Origin of the sequence: Longilinea arvoryzae, assembly GCF_001050235.1 — a bacterium.
Lineage (GTDB): Bacteria > Chloroflexota > Anaerolineae > Anaerolineales > Anaerolineaceae > Longilinea > Longilinea arvoryzae.
This window is the reverse complement of the sequence record NZ_DF967972.1, coordinates 704,908-719,923: the sequence shown is the minus strand read 5'-3', so window position 1 is coordinate 719,923 and position 15,016 is coordinate 704,908. Positions and strand designations below refer to the sequence as shown.

Here is a 15,016-nt window from a genome sequence, read left to right as displayed (position 1 = left end):
TCTCTCAGCGGATATACTTCGTTGCTTAATGATTATACAGTCGTGCGATTTCAAAATTAAAGTGGGTGAGATTCCCGGGAATTCCATATTCCGGGCTCCTGGCGCGGAAAGCCCTTTGATTTGCTTCTTCTTCTTTTTAATAATTATTAGCCCTTCAGCCAGATTTTCTTCCCTCATTGAACTGTGAACTTGGAATTCTTCGTTTCTGGTTTACAATTAGGACGAAATTTTACCTCCAAGGACTGTACCCATGACCCCTCGCGCGCGCGTTGCCATCGTTCTCACTCAACCCGATACCGTTCTGGAAGATACCGTTCGCCTGTGCGAACTGGGCGGGATGCGCCAGGCGCTGGATCCCGGCGTCACCACCATTCTCAAAGATAACATCTCCTGGCACTTCCCCATGCCGGCCGCCAACACCACCCCGTGGCAGCTCGAAGGCGTCATTCAGGCCCTGCGCGGAGCCGGTTATACCGACGTCACCTGCGTCCAGAACCAGACCGTGGTCACCAATCCCTTCAAGGGCGAGGACCTCAACGGCTACGTGCCCATCTTCCAGCATTATGGCATCCCGGTGCTGTTCAACTTCCGCCCTTCCGACATGAGTTGGGTGAACTACACGCCGAAGGCCAAAATGCTGGCCCTGGACCATATCTACCCGGAGGGCATCCAGATTCCGGATTACTTCATCGGCAAAAACATCCTGCACCTGCCCACCGTCAAGACGCACATGTACACCACCACCACCGGGGCGATGAAGAACGCCTTCGGCGGGCTGCTCAGCAAGTACCGCCACTACACCCACACCTGGATCCATGAGACGCTGGTCGACTTGCTGGCCATCCAGAAGGAGATTCACCCCGGCCTGTTCGCCGTCATGGACGGCACCACCGCCGGCAACGGCGCCGGCCCGCGTCTGATGAAGCCCGTGGTCAAGAACGTGATGCTGGCCTCGGCCGACCAGGTGGCCATCGACGCCGTGGCCGCCAGACTGATGGGCTTCGACCCGCTCTCGATCAAGTACATCCGCCTGGCGCACGATCAAGGCCTGGGCTGCGGCGATCCGCGCGAGATCGAAATCGTGGGCGACGCGGACGTGGCCAACGAGAGCTGGGACTTCAAGATCAACAAAAACAGCCACACCCTGCTGGCCTGGCTGTCCTGGTTCGGCCCGACCAAATTCCTGCAGAAGTTCCTCTTCCACACTCCCTTCGTCATCGTGCCCACTGCCATCGGCGAGTTCGAACAGGATTCGATTTATTGGCCGCTCAAGTACCAGTTTGTCGCCGAACAATGGCGCAAAGAGACCACCTGGGGACACCTGTTCACGGAATATCAAAAGCAGGGCGTGCTGGGAAAATAATCGAAGCCTATTGCGATTCGGGCACGGCCTGGTCGCGACATCGATTCGTAGGGGCACGGCTGAGTGAGAAATCTACAAAATGATGAAGTCTCCATGCCGTGCCCCTACGCATGTATACATTTATTTCTTCTTATCCTCTTTATCCTCTGCATCCCTGTTCATTCTTCCATCTTCAACATTTCATCCTCCCACACGACGTGCTCGGCCCACACGGCCGCCGCGCCGGCCCGGACCCAGCGACCGGCCAGCGGTCGGGATGCCGGCCAGGCCTGACCGGTGCGCGTGAGGATGGCTTCACCTTGTAAATAGCCCTCGATCTCATCCTCCAGCGGCCGCTGCCGGACGCTCACCCCGCGGTCAGCCTCGACCTCGGCAATGAGCCCGCCGACGGCCAGCCTTTCCTCCAGTTCCATCCGGCAGGTGCGCCGGCCGTCCCGCCAACGTAATGCCGCCAGAGAGGTGGCGCAGTCCAGGCGTGCGCTGTTGAACCGCCCGTTCCCGCCGACCAGCGCCGTCAGCCACTCGCCAAACGGCTGCAACCCGTCGACGCGGAAGTTCAGGTCGGCCGGTGGTTGGCGCGCCGACCAGGCCTGGCCGTTCCACAGCCGGCACTCGCCGCCCGGATAGCCCTGCTGTTCGTCGGCGAGCAGGGAGTAATGATTCTCCGCGTCCAACGCGCCCGTGCGCCGCAGCGCCAGCCAGTATGGCGTATCCGCTGCCAGCAGCTGCCCGGGCAGTTCGAATCTCAGCCAGCCTGAAGCGTGCGGCACGGCGGCAGCCTCGATTTCGGCTGCGGCCAGGGCAGCGCCCGGTGTTCCACCCGAATCGGCGCACAGTTCCAGCCGCAGGGCATCCGCGGGCGAGCCGCGTTTACCGATCTTCAGCCAGGCTTCGCCGGCCGGCCAGCTTTCCCCGGCCAGGCGAAAGGACTGCGCAATGCGCGTATTGGCGGGCTGGTCGCCGAGCGGCTGACCGGCTCCGCCGCTGAACGCGTGCTCGATCCGCCCGCCGCCGGGGGCGAAATACGTCCAGTCCAGGCAGTCCCACCATCCCCGGGCTTCGATCGCAAGGACAGCCTCGCTCTCCCGGGGCTGTACGCCGATGGAAGCCGTCCAGCGGGGTTGAGCCGACCGCGCCAGCAGCGCGTCCCGCGCGGCCGCCGCCCCGGATTCGCCCTCCGCGGGGCATTTCAGCAGGTGTTCGCGCCGCCCCCACTGCGCCAGGCTCAGGCTGTCCTCGGCCCAGGCCGTCCGGGCCCAGCCGCCATCCGGCAGCGGGTAAAGCGCAGCGACCCGGTTGGCCAGCCTGTCCAGGGCGAGGCGCTGTTTCGACCCGCCCTCGTCCAGAGTCACAGCGTGGACATAACCCCACCAGCAGGGCGCGCCAGCGGCATCCTGGATCGTGCAAAGCTGCCCCAGCAGCGCGCTGCACAGCCCTGCGCCCAGCGGGCGCAGTTCAGCCGGCAGTCCGGCCCGCATCCAGGCCCGCTGCGCGCCGCCCATGGCGCGCCATTCCATGCGCTGCACCTGCCACGCCAGCCGCGCGGCAACGAGCGGAGAAGTGAGAATCAATTGCATAAAGCCTCCAGAAAGAGGGATTCACCACGGAGACACGACACCCTGCGGGCGCAGGCGTACACGGAGAAGAGAAATTATTGGAGAAGAGAAGAAATTTTCCACTTTTCGGTTCACCCTTCACTCTTCACCCTTCACTCCGCACCTCCCATTCAGCATTCATCATTCAACATTCATCATTTCTTCACACGGTCCTTCTTCTCGGCCGGTAGGTGATCTTCAGCCGCACCCGCGCTGTGGTGTCCATTCCAGCCGGCGATCCCGTGGCGAACAGCGCCGCAAAGCACTGGGCCTGTCCGGGCTGCACCTCCAACCCCGGGCCCTGCGCGACATGTCCGGCCAGTTCGCCGTTCTGCGGGTGCAGCGTCACGCAGCGCTGCTCGAGCGGATCGTCCAGCAGGCGCGCGCCGGCTGGCAGCCCGTCCAGGCTCCAGTAGCGCCGCCAGCCGCGCAGCGGCAGCAGCGCCAGAAAATCGAGGTCCAGGGTCGTACTCTCCCCGGAAACGCGCCGGCCGATCCAGGCCAGCGCCAGGCCGGCCGGCGAATCCGCCGCCAGTGACCACGGCGGCAGCATCACCGGCGCGAGCTCCTGCAGACGTGCGCCCGGCTGCAACGTTTGAAATGGGCTTTCGAATAACACGCTCCCGCCGGAATGCACCTGCAGATGCACTTGAAGATCTGCGCAGTCAAACAGATTGGCAAAGCGCAGCAGCGGCCGGAAGCAGCGCCCGCCGGCCTGCTCCAGCCAGTTCGAATTCAGCTCCCAGGCTAAAATTTCGACCTCAGCAGCGCCTTCCCAGCTTACGCGCCGGTAGCCGCCGCCGCTGCACGTGGAATCGCCGATCACCTGCGTGGTCAGCGTCGTCGTCGCCGCCTCACCCTCCAGCAGGTCGTGCGGCAGCGGCGCGGCCCCCTCGCCCAACCAGATATCCGTCACCGGTTCGGGCCCGCTGAGGTCGTGGAACAGTTCCACCCGGGCCGGGGCGGGCAGGCTGCCCTGCGCGTCATTCGAATCGGCGTAATTGGCATGCAGCGCATCCGCGTCGCAATGGTTGAACAGGGTTAATCCGTTGGTGACGTTCGCTCCGTTGGGATTGCTGAGCGGCAGGGCGGTCAGCGAGCCCTGCCAGCAATCGCCGCGCACCAGGAACAGGCGCAGCGCCTGCGAGCCCCGTCCGCGTTCCGGCGTGCCCGCGCCCAGCAATTCGACGCGCCCATCCAGCAGGCACGCCTCCCATTCGGTATCCGCGGCGCTCGGCATCAGATGAAGCCCGGCGCCGGCGCCGGTCCGGGCGCGCGCCAACAGGCGTTCGATGGTCTGGATCATCCACTGGACGGACGCCGGAGTGCCCTCGAGCAGCAGATCGATCTGTTCCTCGCAGCGGCCGCCCTCCAGGGCGCGCGGGATGGGTAGACGCCGCGCGCCCTTCACCGGTGGCTGAATGGAAGGCCCGTGCAGCCACACCGTTTCACTACCGCAGGCGATGCGCAGGCTATACATCCGGCGCCTCCCCCCAGGCCGCGTAGGGCGGCTCGAGCCCGGACTGCATCTGGCGGGCGCGCAATTCCGCCAGCGCGATCTGGAAGCGCCCGTACTGCGCGCGTCCCCAGGCCACCAGCACCGTCGTGCGCTGCCCGTCGGGTTCGAGCAGGCGTTCGGCGGCCACGGCCGCGCCCTCGGCAGCCAGCGCGCCCGCGCCGTGCACCAGCAGGATTTCGAGCGCGGCCGGCAGCGTGGTGATCGGCGCTTCCCCCAACCCCTGGACGCTGTAGCCCGTGGCGCCGGCGCGGTTGATGGCGTCCAACGCCTGCAGCGCGGCTTCATCCAGCAGCCCATCCGACAGCGCCAGGCCGGTCGAATCACTCAGCCAGGCCCGCAGCCGGGCGCGTAACGTGGTTAGATCCAACATTGTGCACCTCCTGAAGAGATGAGCCACGGAGAACACAGAGACCTCAGAGAAGAAATTTTTGAGCCGGAGAGGAGAAAAAAACAATCATTCTTCTCCCCCACTTTTCAACTTTCTTCTCCGTGGACGCCTGCACCCACAGGGTGCCGTGTCTCCGGGGTGAGATTTTCATCTCTTTCTTCCTCGCGTAAAGAAAGATTCTTCTCCGTGGACTCTGTGCCTCTGTGGTTAGCCCTCTTTCTTCTGCCCCTCGATGGCCACGCCGAGGATGTACGCCACCAGCACGTACACCAGGTTGCTCACCTGGGCGGCGTCGAGCGGGAATTTCGGGTCCAGGCCCTCGCACACCACAAATCCCAGCCCGACCAGCGCCGCCCAGAACTTGCGCGAAGTCAACAACGCCTTCCATTTCGATTCCATCATTTCCTCCATAAGATTAATCACCACGGAGACACGGCACTCTGCGGGTGCAGGCGATCACGGAGAAGAAATCTTTAGAAAAGAGAGTAAAAACAACAGTATTGATTCTGTTACCCACCAAAAGTGATGTGAAATTTCTTCATAGTTCTTCTTCTCCATTTTCTAATTTTCTCTTCTCCTCTTCTTTATCTTCTCCGGGTCCTCCGTGTCTCCGTGGTTGATTCCTCTACCTCTTACGCCACGTTGGCCTTAAACAACGGCCGATAATCGGCCACGAACACGCTCACCCAGTGCCGCACCTTCATGCGCAGTTCGTCGTTGGTGAACAGCGCCCCGCTGCGCTCGTTGTCCGCGATGAAAATCTCCGGCGTCAACCCGAAGCGTTCGCCCAGGATGATGGCCGGCGCCAGGCGCGGATCGGCCGCGGCGGCCCAGTTGTTGGCGTCGCTAAACTCCGGCACGGTGATCACATCGCCCAACTCGCCGCGCTGCAGGTTCTCCGAGAAAATCTGCGCCTGGCGCTCCCAGTTGGGATAGAGGATCTGCATGCCGGTCAGGCGCAGGTCGCGCGGCACCAGCAGATAGCGCGCGTCCAGGGCCAGCTTGGGCGCCGACCCGCCGTTCGCCACCAGCATGGGCTGGTCGTAGATGGCCTGCGAGGCCGCCTCCCAGCTCGAACCCGAAAGCGCCGTTGCGCCCAGGTTGGCATGGTGAGCCGCCTCGAAAGCGGTATACCCATCCGCCATCATGGGCCCGGCTCCGCCGGCGGTGGTGAACACCGATGCCACCAGGGCCGAGATACGCCGCAGCGCCGCCGAAGCCAACTTGCGCGGGTATTGGCGCAGCTTGTGGGTTTCATCGCGTTCGAACATCTCCAGCGTCAGGCCGATGTAACCGCCGTATTTGTTCCACATGCCGGTCTCGGCCGAATCGCTGATCGGCAATTCCGTGTAAGGCTCGCCCTCGTTGACGCTGGGCAGCGCGGTCACCTCACCCACCAGCACCCCGGTGATGTTCTGCAGGCTGGTGAAATGCTCCACGCTGACCACCGGCTCCCACCAGCGGTAGCCCGAACGGCCCAGCTCCTGCCAGTGCAGCACGATTAGTTTGTTGAGCGCGTCCTTGAGCAGGCCGGGTAGGCTGGCAGTGGTGGCCAGTTGCGCGCGTTCCGCATCCCGCCCGCCGGTGAACCCGGTATCTCCGGTCAATTGGGTGTAGAACTCGCGGATGCCGCTCAGGCGCTGGACGTGCAGCCGTTCCAGGCCTTCCGGGCGCGGCGCGCCCAGCAGTTCGTGCAGCGCGGCCGAAATCTGGTCGCGTTCGTCGAACATCTCGCTGACGCGGCCTTGCGCAGACACGCTCTGCACGGCCTGGCCGCCGGTCAGATCGCTCACCAGCCGGCGGGTATCCTCCATGGCGGTATTCAATTCAGCCGCCGTGAAACAACGCCCGTCGAATTGCTTGCGCACCTGGTCGGAGGCCGGTTTGGGCAGGCGCGCGGCCGACAGGGTGGTTTCGAGCAGTTGCTGGCACAATTCCAGCTCGGGATTGGGATTTTCGGACATGCTTTCCTCCTGAATTTGGGTCTGATTGAGCGCCCGCAGAAAAACCCCTCCGCGGGCGGGGTTGAACACCAGGTCGAGCGACAGCACACGCAGGATCTCGACCACCTGTTTGCCGCGCGCGCTGAACAGCAGGTCGGCTGAAAAGCCCAGGCGCGGCCGGGGTTCCGCGGCCTGCAGCCATTCGCGGCCCAACGCCTCCAGCAGCGCCGCGCTGGGACCGGCCGGCTGCAGGTGCAGGCGCACGCCCTGCACGCTCTCGTCGTAGCGCGCCTGGCTGCAAACGCCGGCCAGGTCGCGCAGCGAGCGCCGCGTGGATAGCGCCGGCGTGTGGTCGATGAAGGTTTCCACGCCATCCCACAGTGGCAGCGAAGCGCGCAGGGCCTCGGCGCCGAACTGCCAGCCGTTGCCCTCGCCGGCGCTGATCGCCAGGATCTCGAAACCGCCGCCCTGCGCCGAATTTTCCGGTTCCAGCGACACATCCAGCCGCGTGCGGCAGTGTTTTTCTTCGATTACCTTCGTCATACGCACTCCTTTGAAGAGGATTCACCACGGGGACACGGAGATGATCCTTTGTTGGAGAAGAATTTTCGTAGGTTGGGTTGAGGAGCATTGGATTCGGTCCGGAGAATGCACCGGGCTTGCTCCGAAACCCAACATCGATCGTCGATTGCACCTGTCATTAACGCTCCTTTTGAAGAGGATTCACCACGGAGACATTATGCCCGTAAGGGTACGGAGATCACGGAGAAGAAAATTTTTATTGGCTTGATGAGCGGTTATCCCAGACCGGGGGGGGTTATTGCCCCGCTCCGAAACCCAACGATGACGATGTTGGGTTTCGCTCATTTCACGATCCTCACCGGCTGTCTCAAAAACCGTTCAACCCAACCTACGAAATCGGGATATCCATCCGGGGAGGGTTTGGGCATTGGCCCTCAACGATTCATCCCAACACGAACCCTCCCCTACGCTGATTTCTTCTCTTCTTTCAATATTTCTCCTCCATGCTCGCCTGCGCCCGTTGGGTGCCGTGTCTCTGTGGTTATTCCTCTTCTCCACTTACCTCCCCAGTCACCGGGTCCACCTTGATCCCCGCGGGGCGGCCTTTCCAGGCGGCGCTGCGCGAACGCGGTCGCGGCCGGGCGCGTTTGAGCAGTTCGTTCACGTCGGCCGTCTCCCCGGCGAAGCGGTAGCACAGCCGCAGCAGCTCGCCGGCGTCGATCAGCCCGCGTTCGTAAAGCTGCAGGAACGCCCCGCTGATCGTCGAGCAGGCCACCGCCAGCGCGGCGTTATCCCGCGCCGAAAGATCGGCCGCGCGCACCTCGATGACCGCGTCGGGATTCAGGCCCGGCTGCAGGCAGGCCCGGCGGTGCAGCGCGATGCGCGCCAGGTCGCCCACCAGCCAGCGGAACAGCTCCTGGCACTGCTCGAAGTGCCGGAACGTCGGGCCGCCGGCCGATTCGGCCGTGGTGCGCGTCGACGACTCGGGTTCGGCCAGGAAATGCAGCGGCAGACCGGCGCCCGCGGCGATCATTTTCTTCAGGGCCAGACCGTCGTTGGCGGCGTCATCCGCTTCCAGGCGCGGCGAGAGCGTTTCCCAGCTTTCGCTCTCGTCCGTGACCAGGAACGAGCCCGGCGTGGGCGGGTTGGCGGCCAGCATCTGCTGGCGCGCGCGCCGTTCGGCCTCGCCGGCGAAACGCGCCTTGATCACGTACACGAAACTGGTCCGGAAGCGGTTCAACCGGGCGCGGTCCTCCAGCCAGGCGGCGTAACGCGCCAGCCAGCGCAGCAGCGGCGCCAGGTCGCTCTCGCCGCGCAGCGCGCCCACCGGGCGGTTTGCGGCGTAGTGCACCATCACCGCCGCGTCTGGCGTGTCCTCGAGCGGGTTGTAGGCCGGGCGCAGGAGAGATTCACCCCATTCGCCGCCTTCCAGCTCGTAAGCCGTCTCCTGCTGCACGTCGTTTTCGGCGGTGTGGACGGCGCGCACGGCCAGGGCCGGCACCGCGCGCAGGTAGGTCATGCCGGCCGCGTCGCTGGAGAGCAGGAAGAACAGCTCGCCCGAGCGGGTCAGCTCGTCGCACCATTCGAAGACGCGCAGCGGCGCCTGGTTGAGCGGGTGGCGCCACCACTCCTGCAAAAAATCGTGCGCCTGCGGATCGGGGCTGGCCAGCGTGAATCCGCCGCCAACCACGTACTGGCTGGTCAGCTCGACGATGCGCCGCGCCAGCGGGTTGCTCCGCCAGGCCTCCAATGCCTGCCGCAGCAGCTCGGCCCGGTCCCAGACCGCGCGGTCGCGCTGTTCCGGCGCCGCGCCTTCGTAGAATTCCGGCTCGATGAGCGTGGTCTGGAAGAAGGCGCGCAAGGCGGATTGAAAACGGGTGAATAAGGGTCGTTTGGGCATGAGAACTCCTTCGTCAATGAGTTATGGGTAATGAGTTCTGAGGAAGGCGAGATAATTTTGTAATCCGAGTTCTGAATCATTAGGAAGTCGCTCTTTACACCACCTCTTCCTCATCACTCAGAACGCATTACACATCACATATCACTCAGAACTTCCCCTCCATTTCCTCCAACGGATCTCTCCCCTTCACCAGCAGGACCGGCGCGCCGGACGGCCAGGGCAGTTCGTCCAGCACGGCCGCGAGGGCTGCCGAGAGCAGCAGGTCGTCATGCAGCCGGCCGCCGGTGAGCGGGTCATTGGCGCTCTCCGGCACGCCCCAGCGCATGCGCTTCTCCGGCCCGGGCAGCAGCGAAAACGTGCAGCCCTCGGCCTGGCGCAGGAACAGCGCTCCCAGTTCGCCGGCATCGCGGGGTTCCTTCCAGCGCCCGGCGTCCACCAGCGCCGTGAAATCCCAGCCCAGCTTCGATTTGCTGGCTGCGCTGAAGACGAACGGGTGCACCCGTCCCGGCAGGCTGCGCTCGAGGAAGGCCGCCAGCCCGGCGCCGATCCCGGTCGCGTCCACCACCAGCCAGCGCGCCCGCCAGTGTTCGGCCTGCGCGCGCACCTCGCGATACAGGCGGTCGTGCCCCGCCCCCTGCCAGACCTGGCGCGCCACGCAGCGGTAGGCCGGCGCGTGCACCAGCGGATCGGCGCAGGTGGACAGGTCCACCTCCACCACCGTCAGGGCCGTCGAATCGCGCCCGGGATTGGCAGGGTCCCCACCGGAAAGCGAACCGGCGTCCTCGCCGCCCACGTCCAGCAGCAGCGCGTAACTCTGACCGGGCCGCGGGGCGTTCAGCGTGAGGTGCCCGCCCTGCATCAAGGCCCGCCGCTGGGCTGTAAACAGCCCGCCGCCGTCATCCAGCTCCTGCGAAAAGAATTGCGAGCGCACCGCCGGGTGATCCCGCCCCAGAGAGGCGATCTGACCCTCCACGAAAGCGCGATAGGCCGGCACCTCATCGCCCACCTGGATGGCGCTGGTGACGAAGGTGCGCCGCTGCCCATCGCGCGCTTCAAGCTGGCGGGCTGCGCGCAGTTCGCGCGCCAGCAGGGTGTGCGCCGTCCAGGCCGTGCCCCAGAAGATGCGCGTGGCGTTGGTCGAGGCTGCCATGGGCGCGATATCTTTGTCGAACTTGGCGATCTGCACGTCCTGGGCCTCATCCACCTCCAGCAGCGTCGAGGCGGTGGCGCCGACGATGTTGGCCTCCGGCGCGGCAGAGAGGAAGTAGATGCGCGCCCGACCGATGCGGAAGATGTAGCCGCTTTCCTTGCTGAATTTGCCGCGCGTCAGCTCGTTGCGCATCAGCACGCGTTCCAGGCGGCGCATGGCGTTCAGGCTCTGCGGTTTCCAGGTCGGCGAGACCTTGACCAGCTCGGCGTCGGTATCCTGCAACTTCACCAGCAAAAAGGCTTCGAGTTGGGCCTGCAGTTCGTTCTTGCCGGATTGGCGCGGGAACATCACCACCAGGGTCAGCCCCAGGTGCGCCATCACCGAGTGAACCGCCACGGCCAGGGCTGCCTCCTGATATTTGCGCAGCCGAAGGTGTGAAAAGGACTGTGAAAACGCCTCCGATTTCGTCAGCGCCAGCAACACGTCATGGGCTTTGATTTCCGCATCAGCCGTCTTCCGGTTCATTCCATCTCCACGCCGTGCTCGCGCCGGTAGGCGTCCAGCTCGTCCAGCGCCTCGCGCAGCGCCTGGTCCAGTTCGGCGTTCGCATCCCGCAGCGCGCCCAGCGCGCGTTCGGTCTTGAGCAGACCTGAGAGCTGCCCGCAGGCCCGGCCGGCCGCGCCCCACAGCCGCACCAGGTCCATCACCGCGCGGTCCTCCTCGGCCATGGCTGCCGCGCGCTGGATGATCTCGCGCAGCAGGCGGATCTCGTCTTCCAGACCGGGCACCTCGTTCGAACGGTTGCTCTTCTTGCGGCGGCCTGTCGATGCTGCCATACCCCTCCAGTGAAGCCGGGCAGGGGCGCTCCGGGCGGCGCGAAGGTCCCCACATGCGTTGGATGTGCGCTGCGCCCCTGCCTGCGGCATTCCAAATAGATATTTTGTTCTATTTATGCAGACAGCATACGCCAAAGAGGGTGAAATGCACAACCTGTCAAAAGAGGAAATTTTGGATTAAAAAGGGAAATGGAGTGAGATGATCGGTATTCGTTGATTTGGTATTGGGTATTCGGAAGAGGGTGAAGCGTGAGGCTTGAGTAGGGCGTGCGCCTGCCTCCTTTTTGGAGGTGAGCACGCGTCTGCCTGCAAGTAAGGGCCCAGTACCCTAAAGGGCATAAACGGGGAATATGAACACCCCGCAGCCATCCGCAGCCAGGCTGCGCCCGTGCCGATCCAGGCCTATGCTATTCCAGCATGCGCTCCATCTTTTCTTCGTACCCCCGCAGATCGCCTGCCCCCCCATCAGGAGAATGTGTCTGCTTCACCACTTACGTAAGGGCTCAGCGGGGAATATGAACTCGATGGGGTCGATCACAGCCAAGCTGCGCCCGTGCCTGCCTATGCCACGCGTCACCAGGCCATCCATACCCGGCCTGGCGTCGTTCTTTCAATCAGCAATCAGAAATCAGCAGTCCTCAATTCCATCACGCCAGCGCGATCTTCTTCCCGTATTCGATGGCATCGAGCTGGCGCTCGTCGTCCGGGTCCCACTTATTCCGGAAGCCCTCATCGATCACTTCGAATCCGGCATCCTTCAACATTTCGGTGAGTTCCTTCGCCGCTTCCCCGCTCCAGCCGTAACAGCCAAAGGCCGCGGCCTTCTTGTTCAGGAACTTCAGCGATTTCATGAAATACACGAAACCCACCGTGGTGTGCAGGGCGCTGTTGCAGAAGGTGGGAGAACCGATGAGCACCGTCTTGGATTTAAATACCTCCACGATCAGATTGTTCTCATCGCTTTTGGATAAATTGAACAACTTGATCGTGACCGTGGGGTCGGCCTGCGCGATTCCCTCGGCAATTTTCTCGGCGGCCTTGCGGGTGGTGCCCCACATCGTGTCATAGATGATCGTAATCTGGTTTTCCTGATAGCCATTCGCCCATTCCAGATAACGGTCGACGATTTGCATCGGATGATCCCGCCAGACCACCCCATGACTGGGCGCGATGATGTCGATCGGCAGCCCCAGCGATTGGATCATCTCGATTTTTTTGATGACCGTCGGGCTGTTGCGATTGATGATATTGGCGTAATACTTCATCCCTTCGTACTGCAGGACGTAAGGATTCACCAGATCGTTGAACAGTTTATCCGTTGCCAGGTGTTCTCCGAAAACATCCATGCTGAACAGAATATTTTCCTGGGTCAGGTAGGTTGCCATGCTGTCCGGCCAGTGCAGCATTTGCATTTCGATGAATACCAGTTCCTTCCCATTTCCAATTGGCAGCCGGTCCCCGGTTTTCACCGGGTGGAAGTTCCAATCCTGGTGATATTGGCCCTTCAGGGATTTCACCGCAAATTCGGTGCAATAAATCGGCGTATTCGGGATGCGCTTCATCAAAGCCGTCAGCGCGCCGCTGTGATCCACCTCGCCATGGTTGGCCACGATGGTATCGATCTTGTCCAGATCGATTTCCTGGGCCAGATTCTCGATGAATTCCTCGGAAAATGGCGTCCAGACCGTATCCACCAGGACATTTTTCTCCTCCTGGATCAAATACGCGTTATAGCTTGAACCGCGGGTGGTGGAGAGTTCTTCCCCTTCGAACGATTCCAGTTCCCAGTCGACTTTACCAACCCAGGATACGTTATTCTTAATCGTCTTCTTCATGGATGTCCCCTGTCAGGATAATGGTAAATTCACCCCGTATTGTATCCCTTTCCTGTGTTATGAACCACGCCGTGGGTTGAGTTATCCCGGCCTTCCCCGACGCGAACCGTCCCATCCATCCGGTGACAATCCCTTTCATTCTCCCTGGAATGCCGTTTCACGTTTCACGCTTCACGGATCACTCATCCCACATCACGTTCCTCTTCTTTGCGGTAAAATAAGACTGCTATGGTTGACTTTGACCGAAAAGTGGAAGAATGGACAAAAGCGCGCGCCATCACGCCCGAGATGTTGGAAATCGCCCGGGATGTGCTCCTAGAGGTGCGCGCAGGCGCAGACGTGCTCAAGACGCTGCGTAAACATCCCCTGCCCGGAGGCGGCTATCTGGCCAAGCACGTCCTCGTGGCGGCCTACCATGGGCTGGTGCAGCGCGGCGAGTGGCCCGCCGATCCGGCCTTCTTGGCGCGTATTCGCATGAAACCGGTGCGCACGCTCTCCGGCGTCGCCACCGTCACCGTGCTCACCAAGCCTTACCCGTGCCCCGGCCAGTGCATCTTTTGCCCCACCGACGCGCGCATGCCCAAGAGCTACCTGCCGGACGAACCCGGAGCGGCGCGCGCCTTTCAAAACGCCTTCGATCCCTTCGACCAGGTCCGCTCGCGCCTCGAATCCTATACCGCGCTCGGCCACCCCACCGATAAGATCGAACTGCTCATCCTGGGCGGCACTTGGAGCTCGTATAAGCACGACTACCAGGAATGGTTCATCCGGCGCTGCTTCGACGCCCTCAACGAGGTCGATTCCGCCACGCTGGACGAGGCCCAGGCGCGCAATGAAACCGCCGCTCACCGCAACGTGGGTCTGGTGATCGAGACCCGTCCCGACCGGATCACGCCCGCCGAGCTGGCCTGGCTGCGCCGCCTGGGAGTCACCAAGGTGCAGATGGGCGCGCAATCCCTGGACGACCGCATTCTGGAGCTCAACCGGCGCGGGCACACCGCCGCCGAAACCCTGCGCGCCGCCGCCCTGCTGCGCGCCGCCGGCTTCAAGATCGTCCTGCACTGGATGCCCAACCTGCTCGGCGCCACACCCGCCAGCGACGAGGTCGATTTCGCGCGCCTGTGGTCGGACGGTTACAGCCCGGATGAAATCAAGATCTACCCCACCCAACTGCTGGCAAACGCCGAACTGTATGAATGCTGGCAGCGCGGTGAATATACGCCCTACACCACCGACGAACTGGTGAACCTGATCGCCAACGTCAAGCCCACCATCCCGCCCTACTGCCGCGTCAACCGCATCATCCGCGACATTCCCTCCACGCACGTGGTTGACGGCAACCGCCGCACCAGCCTGCGCCAGGATGTGCTGGCCGAACTGGCCCGCCGCGGCCAGCGCTGCAACTGCGTGCGCTGCCGCGAGGTACGCGGAACGCCGGTCACGCCGGCCGACCTGCAACTGGTCGATTCCGTCTACCATCCCGCCTATGCCGAGGAGCATTTCCTCCAGTTCGTCACCCCGGAGGACCGCATCGCCGGCTACCTGCGCCTGTCGCTGCCGGCGACCGACGCCCCCGCATTGGGGATGCCCGACCTGGAGGATGCCGGCGGTCGTAAAGGTGCGGCATTGATTCGCGAAGTGCACGTCTACGGGCAGGCGCTGGCGGTCGGCGCCGAATCCGAAGGCGCGGCGCAGCACATCGGCCTGGGCACCGCCCTGCTGGAGCGCGCCGCCGGCCTGGCCCGGGCAGCCGGTTTCAGCCGATTGGCCGTCATCTCCGCCATCGGCACCCGCCGGTATTACGAAAAACGCGGTTTCCGGCGCGGAGACTTATATCTAGTGCAAGATCTATAATCCATATCCGCACCATTCGAAAATTGAACAGTTATTGATGAAAAACGACCAGCCTGGTGAAAGATCAAACCGGGTTGAATCATGCAATCCAGATCGCGAAACGTCTACAAA

Annotated in this window: 11 protein-coding genes; 2 read left to right on the top strand and 9 right to left on the bottom strand. The window is 63.1% G+C overall.

Features of this window, described 5'->3' with window-relative positions; genetic code table 11:
* Positions 1-250 precede the first annotated feature (250 nt).
* Complete coding sequence (locus LARV_RS03250) at positions 251-1,363, top strand: DUF362 domain-containing protein (RefSeq protein WP_075072288.1); 1,113 nt, start codon at positions 251-253, stop codon at positions 1,361-1,363.
* Between the two features lie 158 nt (positions 1,364-1,521).
* Here LARV_RS03250 and LARV_RS03245 read toward each other — a convergent pair whose 3' ends face one another.
* The 9 genes from LARV_RS03245 to LARV_RS03205 all read right to left on the bottom strand — a co-directional run bounded on the left by LARV_RS03245 (position 1,522) and on the right by LARV_RS03205 (position 13,051).
* Positions 1,522-2,940: a hypothetical protein gene (locus tag LARV_RS03245; protein WP_075072287.1), complete on the bottom strand. Its 1,419-nt coding sequence runs from the start codon at positions 2,938-2,940 to the stop codon at positions 1,522-1,524.
* A 181-nt stretch (positions 2,941-3,121) separates the two neighbouring features.
* Complete coding sequence (locus LARV_RS03240; protein WP_075072286.1) at positions 3,122-4,438, bottom strand: hypothetical protein; 1,317 nt, start codon at positions 4,436-4,438, stop codon at positions 3,122-3,124.
* Positions 4,431-4,847, bottom strand: a complete 417-nt coding sequence (locus tag LARV_RS03235) for a hypothetical protein (protein WP_075072285.1) — start codon at positions 4,845-4,847, stop codon at positions 4,431-4,433. Before LARV_RS03235 ends, LARV_RS03240 begins: the two co-directional genes overlap by 8 nt.
* A 225-nt stretch (positions 4,848-5,072) precedes the next feature.
* On the bottom strand, positions 5,073-5,264 hold the full coding sequence (locus LARV_RS03230) for a hypothetical protein (RefSeq protein ID WP_152031677.1): 192 nt from the start codon (positions 5,262-5,264) through the stop codon (positions 5,073-5,075).
* Between the two features lie 233 nt (positions 5,265-5,497).
* The gene (locus LARV_RS03225) at positions 5,498-7,351 is read right to left on the bottom strand and encodes a phage major capsid protein (protein WP_075072283.1); all 1,854 of its coding nucleotides are present in this window, start codon (positions 7,349-7,351) and stop codon (positions 5,498-5,500) included.
* A 520-nt stretch (positions 7,352-7,871) separates the two neighbouring features.
* Positions 7,872-9,230 (bottom strand): hypothetical protein, encoded by a 1,359-nt coding sequence (locus tag LARV_RS03220; RefSeq protein WP_075072282.1) that lies wholly within the window; start codon positions 9,228-9,230, stop codon positions 7,872-7,874.
* A 145-nt stretch (positions 9,231-9,375) separates the two neighbouring features.
* A complete protein-coding gene (locus LARV_RS03215) occupies positions 9,376-10,905 on the bottom strand; it encodes a hypothetical protein (protein WP_075072281.1) in 1,530 nt (509 codons plus the stop codon).
* Entirely contained in the window at positions 10,902-11,351 is a 450-nt protein-coding gene (locus tag LARV_RS03210) for a hypothetical protein (RefSeq protein WP_152031676.1), read from the bottom strand. The genes LARV_RS03215 and LARV_RS03210 overlap by 4 nt, the downstream gene beginning before the upstream one ends.
* Before the next feature lie 512 nt (positions 11,352-11,863).
* Positions 11,864-13,051 carry an oxygen-binding di-iron domain-containing protein gene (locus LARV_RS03205; RefSeq protein ID WP_075072279.1) on the bottom strand — a complete coding sequence of 396 codons (1,188 nt, stop codon included), beginning with the start codon at positions 13,049-13,051 and terminating at the stop codon, positions 11,864-11,866.
* Between the two features lie 228 nt (positions 13,052-13,279).
* On the opposite strand from LARV_RS03205, the gene LARV_RS03200 reads away from it, so the two are divergent.
* Positions 13,280-14,905 carry an elongator complex protein 3 gene (locus tag LARV_RS03200; protein ID WP_083522288.1) on the top strand — a complete coding sequence of 542 codons (1,626 nt, stop codon included), beginning with the start codon at positions 13,280-13,282 and terminating at the stop codon, positions 14,903-14,905.
* Positions 14,906-15,016: the final 111 nt, after the last annotated feature.